This is a genomic window from Photobacterium rosenbergii (genome assembly GCF_033022775.1).
GTDB lineage: Bacteria > Pseudomonadota > Gammaproteobacteria > Enterobacterales > Vibrionaceae > Photobacterium > Photobacterium rosenbergii_A.
The window spans coordinates 39,927-57,729 of the sequence record NZ_JAWJZI010000016.1; the positions used below are offsets into that span (position 1 = coordinate 39,927).

The 17,803-nt window shown below is 51.4% G+C and carries 16 protein-coding genes; 13 read left to right on the forward strand and 3 right to left on the reverse strand.

Features of this window, described 5'->3' with window-relative positions; all coding sequences use genetic code 11:
- Position 1 precedes the first annotated feature (1 nt).
- Together truC and R2X38_RS22280 are read left to right on the forward strand one after the other, a co-directional pair.
- Positions 2–745 carry a tRNA pseudouridine(65) synthase TruC gene (truC, locus tag R2X38_RS22275; RefSeq protein ID WP_317524556.1) on the forward strand — a complete coding sequence of 248 codons (744 nt, stop codon included), beginning with the start codon at positions 2–4 and terminating at the stop codon, positions 743–745.
- 128 nt (positions 746–873) lie between these two features.
- Positions 874–1,338, forward strand: coding sequence for a flavodoxin (locus tag R2X38_RS22280; protein ID WP_317524557.1), 465 nt, complete (start codon positions 874–876; stop codon positions 1,336–1,338).
- Between the two features lie 96 nt (positions 1,339–1,434).
- Here R2X38_RS22280 and R2X38_RS22285 read toward each other — a convergent pair whose 3' ends face one another.
- The 3 genes from R2X38_RS22285 to map form a co-directional block, all read right to left on the reverse strand.
- Positions 1,435–1,815, reverse strand: a complete 381-nt coding sequence (locus tag R2X38_RS22285; RefSeq protein ID WP_317524558.1) for a DUF3461 family protein — start codon at positions 1,813–1,815, stop codon at positions 1,435–1,437.
- Between the two features lie 117 nt (positions 1,816–1,932).
- Positions 1,933–4,506, reverse strand: a complete 2,574-nt coding sequence (glnD, locus tag R2X38_RS22290; RefSeq protein WP_411185771.1) for a bifunctional uridylyltransferase/uridylyl-removing protein GlnD — start codon at positions 4,504–4,506, stop codon at positions 1,933–1,935.
- Between the two features lie 163 nt (positions 4,507–4,669).
- The gene (gene map, locus R2X38_RS22295) at positions 4,670–5,545 is read right to left on the reverse strand and encodes a type I methionyl aminopeptidase (RefSeq protein WP_317524560.1); all 876 of its coding nucleotides are present in this window, start codon (positions 5,543–5,545) and stop codon (positions 4,670–4,672) included.
- A gap of 326 nt (positions 5,546–5,871) precedes the next feature.
- Here map and rpsB point away from each other — a divergent pair, with 326 nt between their 5' ends.
- The 11 genes from rpsB (at position 5,872) to lpxD (ending at position 17,790) form a co-directional block, all read left to right on the forward strand.
- Positions 5,872–6,600 (forward strand): 30S ribosomal protein S2, encoded by a 729-nt coding sequence (gene rpsB / locus R2X38_RS22300; protein ID WP_281026495.1) that lies wholly within the window; start codon positions 5,872–5,874, stop codon positions 6,598–6,600.
- 114 nt (positions 6,601–6,714) lie between these two features.
- The gene (gene tsf / locus R2X38_RS22305; protein ID WP_317524561.1) at positions 6,715–7,560 is read left to right on the forward strand and encodes a translation elongation factor Ts; all 846 of its coding nucleotides are present in this window, start codon (positions 6,715–6,717) and stop codon (positions 7,558–7,560) included.
- Between the two features lie 91 nt (positions 7,561–7,651).
- Positions 7,652–8,380 carry a UMP kinase gene (gene pyrH / locus R2X38_RS22310; protein WP_222552711.1) on the forward strand — a complete coding sequence of 243 codons (729 nt, stop codon included), beginning with the start codon at positions 7,652–7,654 and terminating at the stop codon, positions 8,378–8,380.
- Positions 8,381–8,462: 82 nt separating this feature from the next.
- The gene (gene frr / locus R2X38_RS22315) at positions 8,463–9,020 is read left to right on the forward strand and encodes a ribosome recycling factor (protein ID WP_107301033.1); all 558 of its coding nucleotides are present in this window, start codon (positions 8,463–8,465) and stop codon (positions 9,018–9,020) included.
- A gap of 80 nt (positions 9,021–9,100) precedes the next feature.
- Positions 9,101–9,865 carry an isoprenyl transferase gene (locus R2X38_RS22320; protein ID WP_317524562.1) on the forward strand — a complete coding sequence of 255 codons (765 nt, stop codon included), beginning with the start codon at positions 9,101–9,103 and terminating at the stop codon, positions 9,863–9,865.
- A 129-nt stretch (positions 9,866–9,994) separates the two neighbouring features.
- On the forward strand, positions 9,995–10,858 hold the full coding sequence (locus tag R2X38_RS22325) for a phosphatidate cytidylyltransferase (RefSeq protein WP_317524563.1): 864 nt from the start codon (positions 9,995–9,997) through the stop codon (positions 10,856–10,858).
- Positions 10,859–10,970: 112 nt separating this feature from the next.
- Entirely contained in the window at positions 10,971–12,167 is a 1,197-nt protein-coding gene (ispC, locus tag R2X38_RS22330; RefSeq protein WP_317524564.1) for a 1-deoxy-D-xylulose-5-phosphate reductoisomerase, read from the forward strand.
- The gene (gene rseP / locus R2X38_RS22335; RefSeq protein WP_317524565.1) at positions 12,164–13,516 is read left to right on the forward strand and encodes a sigma E protease regulator RseP; all 1,353 of its coding nucleotides are present in this window, start codon (positions 12,164–12,166) and stop codon (positions 13,514–13,516) included. The genes ispC and rseP overlap by 4 nt, the downstream gene beginning before the upstream one ends.
- 35 nt (positions 13,517–13,551) lie before the next feature.
- A complete protein-coding gene (gene bamA / locus R2X38_RS22340; RefSeq protein WP_317524566.1) occupies positions 13,552–15,957 on the forward strand; it encodes an outer membrane protein assembly factor BamA in 2,406 nt (801 codons plus the stop codon).
- Between the two features lie 19 nt (positions 15,958–15,976).
- Positions 15,977–16,486, forward strand: a complete 510-nt coding sequence (locus R2X38_RS22345; RefSeq protein ID WP_317524567.1) for an OmpH family outer membrane protein — start codon at positions 15,977–15,979, stop codon at positions 16,484–16,486.
- A 278-nt stretch (positions 16,487–16,764) separates the two neighbouring features.
- Entirely contained in the window at positions 16,765–17,790 is a 1,026-nt protein-coding gene (gene lpxD, locus R2X38_RS22350; protein ID WP_317524568.1) for a UDP-3-O-(3-hydroxymyristoyl)glucosamine N-acyltransferase, read from the forward strand.
- The last annotated feature ends 13 nt before the right edge of the window (positions 17,791–17,803 follow it).

The following is a 17,803-nucleotide window of genomic DNA, read 5'->3' on the forward strand; positions in this document are numbered from 1 at the left end:
GATGGAACTCGAGATCCTTTATCGCGATGAAAACCTGGTCGCCGTCAACAAGCCAGCAGGTATGCTGGTACACCGCTCGTGGCTCGACCGCCATGAAACTGTGTTCGTGATGCAGACCCTGCGCGATCAAATTGGCCAGCACGTGTTCCCAGTGCACCGTTTGGATCGACCGACATCTGGGGTACTACTGTTTGCCCTGTCGAGTGAAACGGCCTCGCTGATGATGCCGATGTTTGCCGGACGTGATGTGAAAAAGACCTACCATGCAGTGGTTCGCGGCTGGGTCAAAGAAGCGGCGGTATTGGATTACCCGCTCAAAGAAGAGCTGGATAAAATTGCCGATAAAGATGCTGACCAAGACAAAGAAGCCAAAGAGGCCATCACCGCCTATGCGCCGTTGGCCAAGGTAGAAACTGATATTCCGGTTGGCCGCTATGCCACTAGCCGTTATACCTTGGTGGAGATGAAGCCGGAGACTGGGCGCAAGCATCAGCTTCGTCGCCATATGCACCACTTAAGCCATCATATTATCGGCGATGTGAACCATGGTGATGGCCGTCATAACCGGATGTTCCGTGAACACTATGACTGTCGCCGCCTGATGTTGCATGCTTCGCGTCTTCAGTTACAACATCCGCTGACGGGCGAGCAACTGGATATTCGTGCCGGTGTTGACGAGGCGTGGATGCGGGTGATGGATGCTTTCGGCTGGGCTCCGGCTTTGATGGTGCCTGATGCTTCGTAACTGATGCTTCGTAACATCTGCGTCCAGTAACTTGGGCGCTTTGTAATGTCAGATAGCCAATAAACTTGCATCTAACCTCTTCAAAGACCACAGTTAAGTAACGTAGTTAACACAAAGGATGGTGTTGGATGATGGCGAAGATCGGTGTGTTTGTCGGCTCTGTGTTCGGCGGGGCTGAGGAGGTTGCCCAAGAGGTAGAGCGCTATTTGGTTGAGGCTGGCCATCAGGTCGAGTTGTTTTTGGAGCCAACCTTGGAAGAGTTTCTCGGTTACCAGCAGGATCTGGCGCTGGTGGTATCGTCAACGACTGGTCAGGGCGAGATCCCCGATAATTTACTGCCACTTTACCAGGCACTCAACGATACCTTTCCCTTGATGCCCCAGCTTCGTTACGGGGTCATCGCCCTCGGTGATTCTAGCTATGGCGAAGATCGATTTTGTGGTGGGGGACGGCAATTTGATGAGTTGTTGGTTCAGCTCCAGGCTAAGCCGCTGACGGAACGGCTGGATGTTGATGCCTGTGTCAACTTCGATGCGCTGGAAGTAGCGATGCCTTGGCTTGAGGGCTGGGCCAAGCAGGCAGATGCGGCTTAGAACTTAAATCCAACCCGCAAGCACTAGCGGGTTGGAGCGGCAACTGCGCTTTTTCCATGTAATCTTCTGTGGCAATAAGCTAAATGATAGGGGCGATCACTTCAGCTTTTCCAGATCCGCCTCGATCTCGGCGATCTTGTGGCTTACCACCTGCTCCAGGTGGCGCAGGTCACTGAGGATCTTTTTCTTGATATCGACTTCGCTGTGCTTCTTGTTGGTGATGCGATCGAGCTCATCGATGATAAAGGTCAGGGTGCGGTTGATCTCGGTGACTTCCTTGTACTCCCGGCTACCGCTGTTCACCATCACGGACTTGCGCTGGCGGGGAAATTTAAACTTCACGCTTTTGGCGAACAACTCACCTTTCTGCTTGGCAAAGTAGATCTTCAAAATGTCGTTGGCGGCTTCCTGCCGCAGGCTGTAGCGTTCAATGGTGTCCGGCTTTTCGATGCCGATGGCGGTGAGGTTTGGGTACATATTGGCCTCGTACTTCTGCTGTTATGGATATTGAAATTGTTATTGGTTTTAAAATTAATGTAATACTACCAAAGGCAGTTTAACGGTCGGGCCAGACTGGCTAGCCCTCCGATGGGATCATTTCTTTTCCAAACGCGCAATCAGAGCGTCTCTAAGCTGTTCTTGTTGTTCTTCGTTGAGTTGTTCGCCGTCCTGGTTGGTGACGATGAAAAAGTCCTCGGCTCGTTCGCCGATGGTGGTGATTTTGGCCGCTTGTAGGCTGATGCCCTGGCGGGCAAATACTGAGCCGACACGGGCCAGTAAGCCTGGCATGTCCAGCGCCACCAACTCCATCATGGTTTTCTTACCCGATTTCGTTGGTAGGAAATCCACCTTGGTTTTGACGTTGAAGTGCTGCAGTTTGTATGGCGGCCGCTTTTTCTTGCGATCGGACTTCATATGGGTCAGGGCATTGACCAGCGCCCGGCGGACGGTCTGGTGGCGGTTCTCGCCCAGCGCTTTACCGGTTGGATCTAGCACCATAAAGGTATCGAGCGCAAACCCGTCTTTGCTGGTCATGATTTGGGCATCGTGAACACTGAGGTTCTTTTTGTCCAGTTCGGAAACCACGATGGCAAACAGCTTGGGTTTATCCTGGCAATACACGAATACCTCGGTACCACCGCGGGTCGGCTTCTGACTGATAAGGATCAGTGGCTTGCTGTGATCCTCGTGCTTGAGGATCGCTTCAGCATGCCAGGCGATTTGCTTGTGGGTGTGACGCAGGAAATAGTCGGCTTTGAAGCGTTGCCACAAGACTTCGATATCCCGCGGGGCAAAACCTTCGCTGCGCAGCAGGGCCGAGGCCATCTGTTGGTTGTGGCGGATCCGCTCGCGCATATCTGGCGGGTTTTCCAATCCGCGGCGCAGGGCTTTCTGGGTGGAGTAGTATAATTCAGCCAGCAGGGTACGCTTCCAGCTATTCCACAGCTCCTGGTTGGTGGCGCAGATATCGGCCACGGTCAGGCAAATCAGGTGATCCAGCCGCTCTTCGTCTCGCACTTCCTTGGCAAATTCGGTGATCACTTCCGGATCGTAGATATCGCGGCGCTGGGCGGTTACTGACATCAGCAGGTGCTGGTTAACCAACCATTTGACTAAGTTGGCCTCGGGCTTGGACAGCCCATGCTGGATACAGAATTCATAGGCATCGACGCCACCGAGCTCGGAGTGATCGCCGCCCCGGCCCTTGGCAATGTCATGGAAGATTGCCGCCAGCAGCAGGAGCTCTTTCTTGCTGACGCGCGGGTAGACTTCGCAGCAGATCGGGTGGCGGTCACGGTTTGCTGGATCACTAAACTTGTTGATGTTCTTGAGTAGCCGGACAGTATGCTCATCAACGGTATAGACATGGAACAGGTCGAACTGCATCTGGCCGACGATTTGGCTCCACTGCGGTAGGTAGGCAGAGAGCACACCATGACGGTGCATCAACTTGAACGCGCGCAGCAGGCAGTTTGGCTGGCGAACCAACTCCATGAACTTTTCCCGTGCAGCAGGGATCTCGATCAGGAAGCGGTTGAGCCGGCGTCGTGCGGTACGCAGTTGTCGCAAAGTCGGGGCGGCAATCCCTTCTATTTGCGAGTTGCGGGCAATATGCAGGAACATATCGAGGATAGTTTCCGGCCGGGCCTGGAACAGTGCCGGTTTGGTGGCTTCGATCAAGTGGCCACGCAGCTGGAAATCTTCATCAAGCACTACAGGCTCCGGAGAGGTGCCTTTGTTGAGGATCGCTTGGTCAAACAGCTGTAGCAACATCTTATTGAGCTCGGCGACACGGCGCAGGGTGCGGTAGAAATCCTTCATCATCATTTCTACCCCGCGGTTTCCTTCTCCTTGGTAGCCGAGCAGTTCGGCGACGGAGGCTTGGTGGCCGAAGGTCAGGCGGTTGTCGTAACGGCGCAACTCGCAGTGAAGGGCAAAGCGGATCCGCCACAGGGAGTCCTGGCATTCGACCAGCTCGCGGTATTCGGCGTCGGTCAAAAAGCCGAAACGGCTCATTTCCAGCAGGCTGGTGGCACCAAAGTGACGACGGGCCACCCAGCTCAGGGTATGGATATCACGCAGGCCACCCGGGCTGGATTTGATATCCGGCTCAAGGTTATAGGTCGTATCGTGATAGCGGGCATGGCGGGTTTTCTGCTCGTCCAGCTTGGCCTGGTAAAACTGCTCACTGGGCCAGAAACTGCCGTCGTTCAAGCGCTCCTCTAGCTGTTGGAAGGTATCATGATTGCCGCACAGCCAGCGCGATTCCTGCAAGTTGGTCGCGACGGTCAGATCATCCTGGCCGATATTGATGCACTCATCGATGCTGCGCACACTGTGGCCGACATCAAGCTTGAGATCCCACAACAGGGTGAGGAAGGCGCTGACGGTATTGCCGGTGCTGTCATCGATGGGCGTTTGGCTCAAGATCAGGATGTCGACATCCGATAGCGGGTGCAGTTCACCACGGCCGTAGCCGCCGACAGCGACCAGCGCTAGGGTCGGGTGAGTCGTCAAGCCGAAATGCTGCCACAATCGCTCAAGCAGGTGATCAATATAACGGGAGCGGGCTTCGACTAAATTGGTCACCGGGGCATGGGCCAGAAATTGGGCTTTCTGGTTGTCGGTAAACTGGTCGAGCTCGAGGCGAAGTTGTTCGGGTGCCATCGGATCAACCTGTTCGGTCTCTGGGTGAGAAATAGGATCTGTCATTGCCGTCCATGCATAGTCATTACTCTTGGTATAACCCTATCACGGTCGGGACTGATAGCAATAAAAAAGCCGACCCAAAGGTCGGCTCTGCAACAGATTAAGTCATGCTATGCACGGCTTAGTTGTTCATCAGGCGTGGAATCGTGTCATCGCTGCGCAGGGTCAGTACTTCACAGCCCGTTTCAGTGACAACAATAGTGTGCTCGTACTGGGCTGACTTCTTGCCGTCACCGGTGTAGACCGTCCAATCATCCTGAGCATCAACCGTACAGCCGAACTTACCGGCATTGATCATCGGTTCGATGGTGAAACACATACCCGCTTTGAGCACGGTACGGTCGCCGTTGCGGTAGTGAACCACCTGCGGCTCTTCGTGGAACTCGCTGCCGATACCGTGGCCACAGAAATCCTTAACAATCGAATACTTGTTCAGTGGATTCTTCTTGTTGTTGTCCTTGATGAATTTCTCGATCGCGGTGCCGATATCACCCACGCGGGCACCCGGTTTCACTTTACGCATACCAACGTAAAGCGCTTCTTGGGTCACGCGGCACAGGCGTTTGTCTGCTGGTGAAACATCACCGACCAGGAACATTTTTGATGTGTCGCCATGGTAGCCTGCAGGGCGGACGCTTAGGTCGGCGTTTTCGTCATTCGGGACGATCACCGTGATATCAACGTTGATGATATCGCCGTTTTTCAGTACCGCAGGCTTTAGCTGGCCGTTGCTACCCATCTCATCCTGGCTGGCAGGGATGCCGTGGCACACGATGTGGTTGATAGACGTACAGATAGATTTTGGAAAACCGTGGTAATCAAGCGGGGCCGAGTAGGCGCCTTTCTCCAACGCATAATCATGACAGATTTGGTTAAGTTCATCTGTCGTCACACCTTCTTTGATGTGAGGTTCGATCATTTCCAGCACTTCAGCGGCCAAACGGCCGGCAGCGCGCATTTTTTCGATCTCTTCAGCCGTTTTGATCTTGATGCTCATTCAATCTTCTCTGTTTGATTGTTACCTCTTCTTTACATGGTAACAGTGAGGGGGCTGGATGGAAACCAAGATTCGGCACAATCACTGAATTGAAGATATTGGTGCTGGATTTTGGTTGCGAAAATATGGTATAAAGCGCGCCGTAATCGGGTAATTGGATTTCGATTCATTTACGTCGATTGCACTAAACTTTTATTAATCACTCACACATATCGGCACATCTTCCGGGGTGCCCAGCAGTTTTTCGCGAAGCTGTAACGCCCATGGCGTTGTCTGGGTCGGTAAGATGGGATATGTGGACGCCTAACCCCATAGAGGAATATTCAATGGCAACTGTATCAATGCGCGACATGCTTAAGGCTGGTGTTCACTTCGGTCACCAAACTCGTTACTGGAACCCTAAGATGAAGCCATTCATCTTCGGTGCTCGTAACAAGGTGCACATCATCAACCTTGAGAAGACTGTACCAATGTTCAACGACGCTCTAGCAGAAATCAACAAGATTGCTGCTCGCAAGGGCAAGATCCTTTTCGTTGGTACTAAGCGTGCAGCCAGCGAATCTATCAAAGAAGCTGCAGTTAACTGTGACCAGTACTACGTAAACAACCGTTGGTTGGGTGGTATGCTGACTAACTGGAAAACTGTTCGTCAGTCAATCAAGCGTCTAAAAGATCTTGAAACTCAGTCTACAGACGGTACTTTCGACAAGCTAACCAAGAAAGAAGCGCTAATGCGTACTCGTGAAATGGAGAAGCTTGAGAAGTCTCTAGGCGGTATCAAGAACATGGGCGGCCTACCAGACGCTATGTTCGTAATCGATGCTGATCACGAGCACATTGCAATCAAAGAAGCGAACAACCTGGGTATCCCAGTATTTGCTGTTGTAGATACTAACTCTAACCCAGACGGCGTTGACTTCGTTATCCCAGGTAACGATGACGCAATCCGCTCTATCCAGCTTTACACTGGTGCTGTTGCTCAGACTGTTACTGAAGGCCGCAACCAAGACATCGTTGCTCAAGCTGAGCAAGACGGTTTCGTAGAAGCTGAATAATAGCCGCGCTCCTTTGAGCATCTTAAGTTACCTTGTGTAAACTAAGAATGGTTACCAGGGGCCGATCATGGCCCCTGATTTTTACACCAAGTATTCAAAACTGAGGATATAACAATGGCAACAGTTACAGCTGCCCTAGTTAAAGAACTGCGTGAACGTACTGGCGCAGGCATGATGGAATGTAAAAAAGCGCTTGTTGAAGCTAACGCTGACATCGAGCTAGCGATCGAAAACATGCGTAAGAGCGGCGCTGCTAAAGCTGCTAAGAAAGCAGGTAACGTTGCTGCTGAAGGTACAATCCTAATCAAAGACGCGAACGGTGTTGCAGCTCTTCTTGAAGTTAACTGCCAGACTGACTTCGTTGCTAAAGATGCAAGCTTCCTAGCTTTCGCTAACGAAGTTCTAGAAACAGCTCTAGCTGAGCGCCTAGACGTTGCAGCTCTTCAGGCTAAGTTCGAAGAAACTCGCGTAGCGCTAGTTGCTAAGATCGGTGAGAACATCTCTATCCGTCGCGTTGAGTTCATCGAAGGCGAGAACATCTCTTCTTACCGTCACGGCGACCGCATCGGTGTTGTTGTAGCTGGTAACGGCGACGCAGAAACTCTGAAGCACATCGCTATGCACGTAGCTGCTTCTAAGCCTGAGTTCGTAAACCCAGAAGATGTACCTGCAGACGTAGTTGAAAAAGAGCGTCAGGTTCAGGTTGAAATCGCGATGAACGAAGGCAAGCCAGCTGAAATCGCAGAGAAGATGGTTGTTGGCCGCATGAAGAAATTCACAGGCGAAATCTCTCTAACAGGTCAGCCATTCATCATGGAACCTAAGAAGTCTGTTGGCGACATCCTTAAAGAGAAAGGCGCTACAGTTTCTAACTTCATCCGCCTAGAAGTGGGTGAAGGTATCGAGAAAGCTCAAGAAATGAGCTTCGCTGAAGAAGTAGCAGCAGTACAGAAGGGTTAATCCTTCTTGCTAAGAACTCCAAAGACCGTAGCCTAGGCTGCGGTCTTTTTACAACTCCGTATCTATATTTGTAAGCCTGGAAGGTAAACTAATGACCACGAATCCTAAACCGACTTATCAACGTATTCTGCTCAAACTCAGTGGGGAAGCACTGCAGGGCGAGGAAGGTTTTGGTATTGATGCACAAGTTCTTGACCGCATGGCTCAGGAAATCAAAGAACTGATTGAACTAGGTGTACAAGTTGGCCTTGTTATCGGTGGTGGTAACCTGTTCCGTGGTGCAGGCCTAGCTGAAGCAGGTATGAACCGAGTTGTGGGCGATCACATGGGTATGCTTGCAACCGTGATGAACGGCTTGGCAATGCGTGATGCGCTACACCGTGCCTATGTGAACGCTCGAGTAATGTCAGCAATTCCTTTGAACGGCGTTTGTGACAACTACAACTGGGCTGATGCGATCAGCCAGCTTCGCCAGGGCCGCGTGGTAATTTTCTCTGCCGGTACCGGTAACCCGTTCTTCACAACCGATTCTGCAGCGTGCCTGCGCGGTATTGAAATCGAAGCCGATGTGGTACTGAAAGCGACAAAAGTTGACGGTGTGTTCACAGATGACCCAGTTAAGAACCCAGATGCTGTTCTTTATGATAAGCTAAGCTATCAAGATGTTCTTGAGAAAGAACTGAAAGTGATGGATTTGGCCGCATTTACGCTTGCTCGCGACCACAGCATGCCAATTCGCGTGTTCAACATGAACAAACCTGGTTCCCTGCGCCGTGTGGTAATGGGTGAGCAGGAAGGTACGTTGATCTCTAACGACTAAGTCTTGCGAGTAAGTGACGCCACTTATTCTTATCGGGAGCGACTAGGCTCCCGTCTTTACCGAATCATTAAGGGTATTAATCGTGATTGATGCAATCAAACAAGATGCGCAAGAGCGCATGGGCAAAAGCGTTGAAGCGCTGAAAAACCAGTTGGCTAAAGTACGTACTGGCCGTGCACACCCAAGCCTGCTAGATACTATCTACGTTGAGTACTACGGAGCAAACACGCCGCTTAAGCAGCTTGCAAACGTTGTTGCTGAAGACTCTCGCACTCTAGCGATCACTGTTTTCGACAAAGAGCTCACGCAGAAAGTGGAAAAAGCGATCATGATGTCTGACCTGGGCCTGAACCCAATGTCAGCCGGTACTGTTATTCGCGTTCCATTGCCACCGCTAACAGAAGAGCGTCGTCGTGATCTGGTTAAGATCGTTCGCGCAGAAGCTGAGCAGGGCCGTGTTGCTGTACGTAACATCCGCCGTGACGCAAACGCAGACGTGAAAGCACTGCTGAAAGACAAAGAAATCTCTGAAGATGACGACCGTCGCGCACAGGACGATATCCAGAAGCTGACTGATGCAGCGGTTAAGGACATCGAAGTGATCCTAGAAGCGAAAGAAAAAGAGCTAATGGAAGTTTAAGGCTTCGCCTTAATTTCAATTGCTTGATATGGTTTAGGGCGCTGTGCGTGCAGCACAGCGCTTTTTTTTGAGGGAGATGTATGGCAGAGCATACAATCGACACTGCACTTGGCACTGACAGTTTGCCAAAGCACGTTGCCGTGATTATGGACGGTAATGGACGCTGGGCAAAAGCCAAGGGCAAGCCTCGAGTGTTTGGCCACAAGGCCGGCGTTGAAGCCGTACGTAAGACTGTCTCGACCGCAAGTCGCCTGGGGATCCAGTGTGTCACACTGTTTGCGTTTAGCAGTGAAAACTGGCGCCGCCCCGAAGACGAAGTCTCTTTGCTGATGGAATTGTTCATGACTGTGCTCAGTCGTGAAGTGAAGCGCCTGCACAAGAACAATATTCGCTTGCGGATTATTGGTGATACCCGCCGGTTCAGCGAGCGCTTGCAGAAAAAAATCGCAGATGCAGAAGCATTGACTGCCGACAATACCGGCTTGGTGCTGAACGTGGCAGCTAATTATGGCGGCCAATGGGATATTTTACAGGCTGCAAAGCAACTTGTTCAGCAAGCAACTGAGCAAGGACTCACAGAGTCAGATATCACTGAAGACATGCTGGCTTCAGGATTATCCACAGCCGGCCAACCCGATGTTGATCTCTTGATCCGCACCAGCGGGGAATGCCGAATCAGTAATTTCATGCTGTGGCAGACGGCTTACGCAGAGCTTTACTTTACCGAACAGCACTGGCCGGATTTCGATGAAGATAGTCTCGTCGAGGCTGTTACATGGTTTGTTAACCGGGAACGTCGCTTTGGCTGTACGGGTGAACAAATCCAAGCGTTGATGGGTAAGTAACTTTTCGCTCGTCGGCGCTGACAGGATTATGTATTTTATAGGGCATCTGGCTATGGTCTCGATGCCTTTTTTACTGGTAACTGGATTACCCGAAACACCGTCGCCGTTGGGCACGGTCACAATAGAAAAATGAGAGGACGCAGTTTGCTTAAGCAACGTATTATTACCGCAGTCATTCTCGCTCCCTTGGTTATCGCAGGAATTTTCCTTTTGCCTTTTCCTGCTTTCATTGCCGCCCTTGCGGCTATTACCCTGTTGGGTTTCTGGGAGTGGACACAATTTGTTGAAACAAAATCGCGTCTAGTAGCGATGGCTCTTCCGGTGGCGGCCATGTTGGCTTCACTGGTGTTTATGCCAACCGATGTCGAGACGTTGTCAGCGCTGGCAACCTCCCACCAGTCGATGCTACTGATTGGCGGCTTATGGTGGATTGTCGCCTCGGCATTGGCCATTAGCTATCCGAATAGCACCAAGTACTGGTCTTCGGCCCCCCCTCTAAAGCACCTCTTTGGCTTGTTGACCTTGCTACCTTTCTTCTGGAGCGTCTTGATGCTCCGTGCGGTAAATTACCTTGATAACCCATACCATGGCGCCAAACTGGTGATGTTGGTGTGCTTCTTGGTATGGGCCGCAGATACCGGTGCGTATTTCTCCGGTAAGCGTTTTGGTAAACACAAGATGGCCCCGGCGGTAAGCCCGAACAAGACCATTGAAGGGCTGGTTGGCGGTGCCTTACTGGCCGTCGCGGTGACCTGGGGCGGCGCTGCATTGATGGGGATCCCATTTGCGAGCTTGTCCAGTCTGCTGTTGATTGCAGTTGTCACTGTGGTGGCTTCGGTACTGGGCGATTTGGTCGAGAGCATGTTCAAGCGTGTCTCTGGTATCAAAGACAGCGGCAATATCCTGCCTGGCCACGGCGGTATTCTTGACCGTATCGATAGCCTGACAGCCGCCCTTCCTGTTTTTGCCCTACTGTATTTATGGCTGGTGTAAGCCAGCTTTCTATTTCATGCCGGCAGTGTAAGTCATTACTTACTTGTTTGCTGCCGGCTTGAGTGCCATGCTCAATTGGCCAGTCAATGATTGTTTGTTGTTAAGTGATAGTATGCGTAAGTTAACGATTCTTGGTGCGACGGGATCTATAGGGAGCAGCACATTGGCTGTTGCTGCACAAAATCCCGAGTTGTTTGATGTTGTAGCCCTCGCGGCAGGCAGCAATAGCCAGAAAATGTTCGAGCTGTGCTGCCAGTGGCAGCCGAAGTACGCGGCAATGGCCTCGGAAAGTGCGGCAGAGCAATTGCGCATACTGCTAAAGCAACAAGGTGTGGCGACCGAAGTGCTGGCTGGTGAAGCCGGGATGTGCCAGGTTGCGTCACTCGATGAAGTTGATACCGTGATGGCGGCGATTGTCGGTGCGGCTGGCTTGATGCCGACGATGGCCGGCGTCAAGGCGGGTAAGCGTATCCTGCTGGCCAACAAAGAAGCCCTGGTGATGTCCGGGCAGATGTTTATCGATGCCTGCCGTGAATACGGTGCCGAGTTGCTGCCGGTAGACAGTGAGCACAATGCCATCTTCCAAAGCCTGCCGGCGCAAGTCCAGCGTGCGATGGGCTACTGCGATCTCGACGCTGCGGGGGTGAGTAAAATCTTACTGACCGGCTCTGGCGGCCCGTTCCGTTATACCGATATCAGGGAGCTGGCAGCCGTAACGCCGGCGATGGCGATTGCCCACCCGAACTGGTCGATGGGGCCGAAAATTTCGGTCGACTCGGCCACTATGATGAACAAGGGCTTGGAGTTTATCGAAGCGCGCTGGCTGTTCAATGCTTCACGCGAGCAGATGGATGTGATTATCCACCCGCAATCTGTTATCCACTCGATGGTGCAGTATAAAGATGGCTCGGTACTGGCCCAGATGGGGTTACCCGATATGAGAACCCCGATTGCCTGTGCAATGTCCTATCCTGAAAGAGTGGATGCGGGTGTTGCGCCATTGGATTTCAGTCAGGTCGGTGAATTTACCTTCCTCAAGCCCGACTTTGCGCGCTATCCGTGCTTGAAGCTGGCGATGGATGCCTGTTTTAGCGGCCAGGCGGCGACAACAGCACTTAATGCGGCCAATGAAGAGGCCGTTGCGGCGTTTTTGGATAAGCGCCTTGGCTTTACCGATATAGCCAAGGTGAATAGCCAGGTGTTGGAGTCTGCCTCACTGGTTGAGCCAACCGACTTGGAAAGCGTTATTGAGCTAGATAGAATGACCCGAGTCTTGGCACAGGAAGTAATACGTAAGGTATCGTTATGACAGGAATATTGTGGAACCTAGGCGCATTTCTACTCGCTCTCGGGATACTGATTGCTGTACACGAATATGGGCATTTCTGGGTTGCACGCCGTTGTGGGGTTTATGTCGAGAAGTTCTCTATTGGCTTTGGCAGGGCCCTTTGGCGCAAAGTAGGCAAGGACGGTACCGAATATACCCTGGCCATGATCCCTTTGGGGGGCTATGTCAAAATGCTCGACGAGCGCGTCGAGCCGGTTGATTCACACCGTCGCCACATGGCGTTCAATAACAAGAAACTATGGCAGCGCAGTGCCATCGTCGCTGCCGGGCCTTTGGCTAACTTCTTGTTTGCTATTGTCGCTTACTGGGTTGTTTACCTGATTGGTGTGCCTGCTGTGAAGCCGGTAATTGGTGAAATCGCGCCACAATCGATTGCTGCTGAGGCAGGAATTGAAAGTGGAATGGAACTAAAGACCATTTCAGGAATCAAAACCGCTGATTGGGAATCCGTTAATATGGCGATGATTTCCCACATTGGCGATAAAGAGATGGTGCTGACGGTTACCGAGCCAGGCACCAGCTACGAAATCGAGAAGCAACTCGACTTGTCTAGCTGGTCGTTTGACCCGGAAAGTGAGCGCGTGCTTACCACATTGGGGATCACACCATACTCGCCTAAAATTACTCTGGTCATTTCACAACTTGTGGAAGACGGAGCAGCAATTTCCGCCGGTTTACGTTTAAATGACGAAATTATTGCAATCGACGGGGAAAGCGTGACCGACTGGCAGCAAGTGGTTGATGCCGTGCGTTCCCATCCTCAGCAGGCGCTGGAAATGGAAGTATTGCGTGGCGGTGAGCCGGTTGTACTGTCACTGACCCCAGCGGCGAAAGAGGCGGGTGAAGAGCAGGTAGGTTATGCAGGGTTTGCACCGAAAGTCGAACCATGGCCTGAATCTTACCGCATTAATTTGCAGTATGGACCGATTGAGGCGGTGGGTAAGGCTGCCGAAAAAACTTGGCAGCTAGTCACATTGACCTTTGATATGGTGACCAAGTTGGTGACCGGTGATGTGGCAATGAAAAATTTGAGTGGCCCGATCTCGATTGCCAAAGGAGCAGGGATGACCGCCGACTACGGTGTGGTGTACTTCCTGGGTTTCTTGGCCTTGATCAGTGTCAATCTGGGGATTGTCAATCTGTTGCCGCTGCCGGTATTGGATGGTGGACATTTGATGTTTTTTGCCATCGAAGCGGTAACACGTCGTCCTGTTTCTGAACGTGTTCAGGATATAGGCTATAGAGTGGGCTCAGCTATTTTGGTTGCATTAATGGCTGTGGCGCTATTCAATGATTTTACCCGCCTTTAATAAGAGCGTTTTAGCAAGGAATAATCAGAACAGTAATGGCGATGAAAAAACTGTTGGTCGCATCGCTACTGCTAGGCAGTAGTGTTGCGCAGAGTGCGGAACAATTTGTAGTAGACGATATCCGCTTTGAGGGCCTCCAGCGTGTGACGCTCGGTGCCGCATTGCTCCAAATGCCGGTAAGGGTTGGGGACAATGTCGATGAGGGTGATATTTCCGAGATGATCCAGTCGCTGTTTGCGTCGGGTAATTTCGAGGATATCCAAGTTTTCCGCGATGGAGACACCTTGTTGGTGCAGGTGCAGGAGCGTCCGACGATTGCCAGTATTACCTTTTCTGGCAACAAGGCTATCAAGGAAGAGCAGCTGAAGGAGAACCTCGACGCTTCCCGTATTCGTGTCGGCGAATCGCTTGACCGTACGACCCTGAGCAAAATTGAAAAAGGGTTGGAAGACTTCTATTACAGTGTCGGTAAATACAACGCGACAGTACAGGCGGTTGTGACGCCGCTGCCGCGTAACCGAGCCGACCTGAAGTTTGTGTTTACCGAAGGGGTCTCGGCTGAAATCCAGCAGATCAACTTCATCGGTAATGATGTGTTCAGCGATGAAGAACTACGCGGCAAATTCAAGCTTCAGTCTGAAGTATCGTGGTGGAATTTCTTTGCTGACAAGAAATACCAGAAGCAGGTGCTGGCAGGGGACTTGGAGACCCTGCGCTCGATGTACCTCAACAATGGTTATCTCAAGTACCGTCTTGATTCGACTCAAGTTGCCATCTCTCCGGACAAGAAAGGGGTCTATATCACCCTGAAAGTTGATGAGGGTGAGCAGTACAAAATCAAGAACGTAGAATTGCGCGGTGACTTGCTGGGCAAGAGCGCTGAGTTGGAATCTCTGGTTGCTATCGAAGGTGGCGATGTCTACAACGGTGCTGAAGTGACTGCACTGGAGGAGGCGCTCAAGCGCAAGCTCGGCGAGCTTGGCTATGCCTACCCGCAGGTCAATACCATTCCTGATTTTGATGATGACAACCAAGAAGTCGCGCTGATTGTCAACGTTGAGCCTGGCAAGCGTATCTATGTCCGCAACATCGGTTTCTCGGGCAACACCTCGACCAAAGATGAAGTCTTGCGCCGTGAAATGCGCCAGATGGAAGGTAGCTGGTTGAACTCCCGCTCGGTTGAGCGTGGTAAAGAGCGCTTGAGCCGTACCGGCTTCTTCGAAACCGTTGATGTACAGACTGTTCGTGTACCGGGTACCGATGATCAGGTTGATCTGCAATACAGCGTTAAAGAAGCCAATGCCGGTAACATCAACTTTGGTGTTGGCTATGGTACCGAATCGGGGATCAGCTTCCAGGCGGGTATCCAGCAGGATAACTTCCTAGGTACCGGTAATCGTTTTGGTATCAATGCGATGATGAACGATTACCAGAAAAACGTCAGCTTGGAGTACCGTGATCCGTATTTCACGCTCGATGGTATCAGTTTGGGTGGTAAGGTGTACTACAACGAGTTTGAGGCCTCCGACGCCAACATCTCCGACTATACCAACCAGAGCTACGGTGCTAGCCTGACGTGGGGTTTCCCGTTTGATGAGCTAAACTTCTTCGAGTTCGGTTTGGGCTATGATCACAACAAGATCTCTAATACCCAGGAATACGTTCAGATCGAGAAATTCAAGCGCATTCACGGCTTTGACCGAGGCGATAATGTTATCGAGCTGGATGATTTCAACTGGTCGGTATCCTGGACCCGAAATAATCTCAACCGTGGCTACTTCCCAACCGCAGGTAATCACCAGCGTGCGACATTCCGGATGACGATTCCGGGATCGGATGCCCAGTACTTCAAGGCCCAGTATGATGTGCGCCAGTACTTCCCGCTGACCGAAGACCACGACTACAGCTTGTTGCTGCGTGGCCGGGTGGGTTACGGTAATGGTTACGGCACGACGGATAACGGCAGTGATCAGCTGTTGCCGTTCTATGAAAACTACTATGCCGGTGGTTTCTCGACCCTGCGTGGTTTCCGCTCGAACACGGTCGGTCCTAAGGCCATCTATATAAATCCAGGTGACGGTAACAACAATACGTATGTTGGTTCAGATGACGCGGCTGGTGGTAATGCCGTTGCACTGGCCAGTATGGAGCTGATCGTCCCGACGCCATTTGCGTCTGATGAGGTCCGCAACCAAATTCGTACCAGTGTGTTTGTCGATGCCGGTACGGTGTGGGATACGGAATATGATGTACCGAGCAGTGCGGAAGGCAAGTATATTAATGATTATTCCGATCCGTCTTTGATTCGTGCATCTTATGGTGCAGCCCTACAGTGGATGTCGCCAATGGGACCGCTCGTATTCTCGGTTGCTAAGCCAATCAAGAAATACGAGGGTGATGATGAAGAATTCTTCACCTTCACCATTGGTCGAACATTCTAAATATTTGAGGAGATACCCTTTGAAACAGTGGATGAAAGCGGCTGGCCTAAGCCTTGTGATTCTATCGTCGTCATTTTACGCCCAAGCTGCAGAAGCCGCACAAAAGGTGGGTTATGTGGCGACTGGCCAGGCAATGGCGCAGCTGGCTCAGCGTTATAATGTGTCTGAAAAGCTACGCAATGAGTTTAAAGATCGCATCGATGAGCTTCGTGGCATCGAAGGTCGCATGAAGACCAAAGTCGATAAAATCAAGCGTGATGGCGAGCTGATGAGCTCAAGCGAGAAGACCAAGCTGCAGCGCGAAATGCAGGAGTTGGAGTCGAATTACAAGCTGAAGGCACAAGCCCTGCAAGAAGATCAGCGCCGCCGTGGTGCAGAAGAAGAGCAGAAGCTGGTTCAGAAGCTGCGTACTGCGATTCAGGATGTGGCCAAGCGTGAAGGCTACGATCTAGTTGTTGATGCTAATGCGGTATTGTACGCAAGCCCGAGCGACGATCTGTCTTCGAAAGTGATTTCTGCCGTTAAGTAAGCTTGCCTTAACATCTCAGAAACTCTTCATATAAGTCGAAAGAATGGGGGATACTTTGGTAAACTTCATCTTTCGACTTGTTTTATTTTGGGCGGATAGCCCCTAGCATACTGGTCTTACCAAGTGGAATGGTATTCTGCGTCAACATAGATGCTCCATAGGTAGTGTTTATATTGTAACAAGATAGAATTACCGGTTGGTGGTGTATACCAATCAGGGATGTCTCCCTGTTAAATACCAGGTATGCCAACAAAGAATTAGAAAATATAAGGTATCGAATGGCTGGAATGACTCTTGCTGATATAGCAACTAAGCTGGGTGCTGAACTTCGTGGTGATGGCACAGTAGTTATCGAATCTATTGCGGGGATGGCAACGGCCACAGAAGGCCAGATCACCTTCCTGTCGAGCAGTAAGTACCGTAAGCAATTGGCGGAGTGCCAAGCGGCAGCCGTAATGCTCAAAGAGGCGGATGCCGAGGGCTTCGAAGGTAATGCCCTGCTGATGGCCGACCCTTACCTGGGTTATGCCAAAGTAGCTCAATTGCTGGATACCACACCTGCCGCTGCTTCTGATATTGCGCCATCGGCCTATGTCGATCCAACCGCGCAGCTTGGTGAGAATGTTTCTATCGGCCACAACGCTGTTATCGAAGCCGGCGCACGTATTGGTGCTAACGCTCAAATTGGTGCGGGATGCTTTATCGGTAAGAATGCCCAGATTGGCGCAGGCACCAAGCTATGGGCGAATGTCACCATTTACCATAATGTGGTGCTGGGTGAGCAGTGTTTGGTTCAGTCGAGCACCGTAATTGGTGCCGATGGCTTTGGCTATGCCAATGATAAAGGCGAGTGGGTGAAGATCCCGCAGCTGGGCAGTGTACGTATCGGCAACCGGGTCGAAATTGGCGCCTGTACGACGATTGACCGCGGTGCACTGGACGATACCATCATCGAAGATAACGTGATCATCGATAACCAGATGCAAATCGCCCACAACGTGCAGATCGGATATGGTACGGCCATGGCCGGTGGTACCATTGTTGCTGGCAGTACCAAAATTGGTAAATACTGTATTATCGGCGGCGCGTCAGTGCTTAATGGCCATATCGAAATCGCCGACGGCGTGACCATTACTGGTATGGGTATGGTGATGCGCAGCATTGAAGAGAAGGGCATGTACTCTTCTGGTATCCCGCTTCAACCAAACAAGGAATGGCGTAAGACTGCCGCTCGTACAATGAAGATTGACGAGATGAACAAGCGTCTTAAGGCCGTTGAAAAGCAACTGGAAAAAGGCGAATAAGCGCCTGCCAGGA

Bases quoted from the DNA above. Each gene is read 5' to 3' on its own strand.
- truC (WP_317524556.1), top strand. From the start codon at position 2: ATGGAACTCGAGATCCTTTATCGCGATGAAAACCTGGTCGCCGTCAAC.
- R2X38_RS22280 (WP_317524557.1), top strand. From the start codon at position 874: ATGATGGCGAAGATCGGTGTGTTTGTCGGCTCTGTGTTCGGCGGGGCT.
- R2X38_RS22285 (WP_317524558.1), bottom strand. From the start codon at position 1,815: ATGTACCCAAACCTCACCGCCATCGGCATCGAAAAGCCGGACACCATT.
- glnD (WP_411185771.1), bottom strand. From the start codon at position 4,506: ATGGCACCCGAACAACTTCGCCTCGAGCTCGACCAGTTTACCGACAAC.
- map (WP_317524560.1), bottom strand. From the start codon at position 5,545: ATGAGCATCAAGATCAAAACGGCTGAAGAGATCGAAAAAATGCGCGCT.
- rpsB (WP_281026495.1), top strand. From the start codon at position 5,872: ATGGCAACTGTATCAATGCGCGACATGCTTAAGGCTGGTGTTCACTTC.
- tsf (WP_317524561.1), top strand. From the start codon at position 6,715: ATGGCAACAGTTACAGCTGCCCTAGTTAAAGAACTGCGTGAACGTACT.
- pyrH (WP_222552711.1), top strand. From the start codon at position 7,652: ATGACCACGAATCCTAAACCGACTTATCAACGTATTCTGCTCAAACTC.
- R2X38_RS22320 (WP_317524562.1), top strand. From the start codon at position 9,101: ATGGCAGAGCATACAATCGACACTGCACTTGGCACTGACAGTTTGCCA.
- R2X38_RS22325 (WP_317524563.1), top strand. From the start codon at position 9,995: ATGAGAGGACGCAGTTTGCTTAAGCAACGTATTATTACCGCAGTCATT.
- ispC (WP_317524564.1), top strand. From the start codon at position 10,971: ATGCGTAAGTTAACGATTCTTGGTGCGACGGGATCTATAGGGAGCAGC.
- rseP (WP_317524565.1), top strand. From the start codon at position 12,164: ATGACAGGAATATTGTGGAACCTAGGCGCATTTCTACTCGCTCTCGGG.
- bamA (WP_317524566.1), top strand. From the start codon at position 13,552: ATGGCGATGAAAAAACTGTTGGTCGCATCGCTACTGCTAGGCAGTAGT.
- lpxD (WP_317524568.1), top strand. From the start codon at position 16,765: ATGGCTGGAATGACTCTTGCTGATATAGCAACTAAGCTGGGTGCTGAA.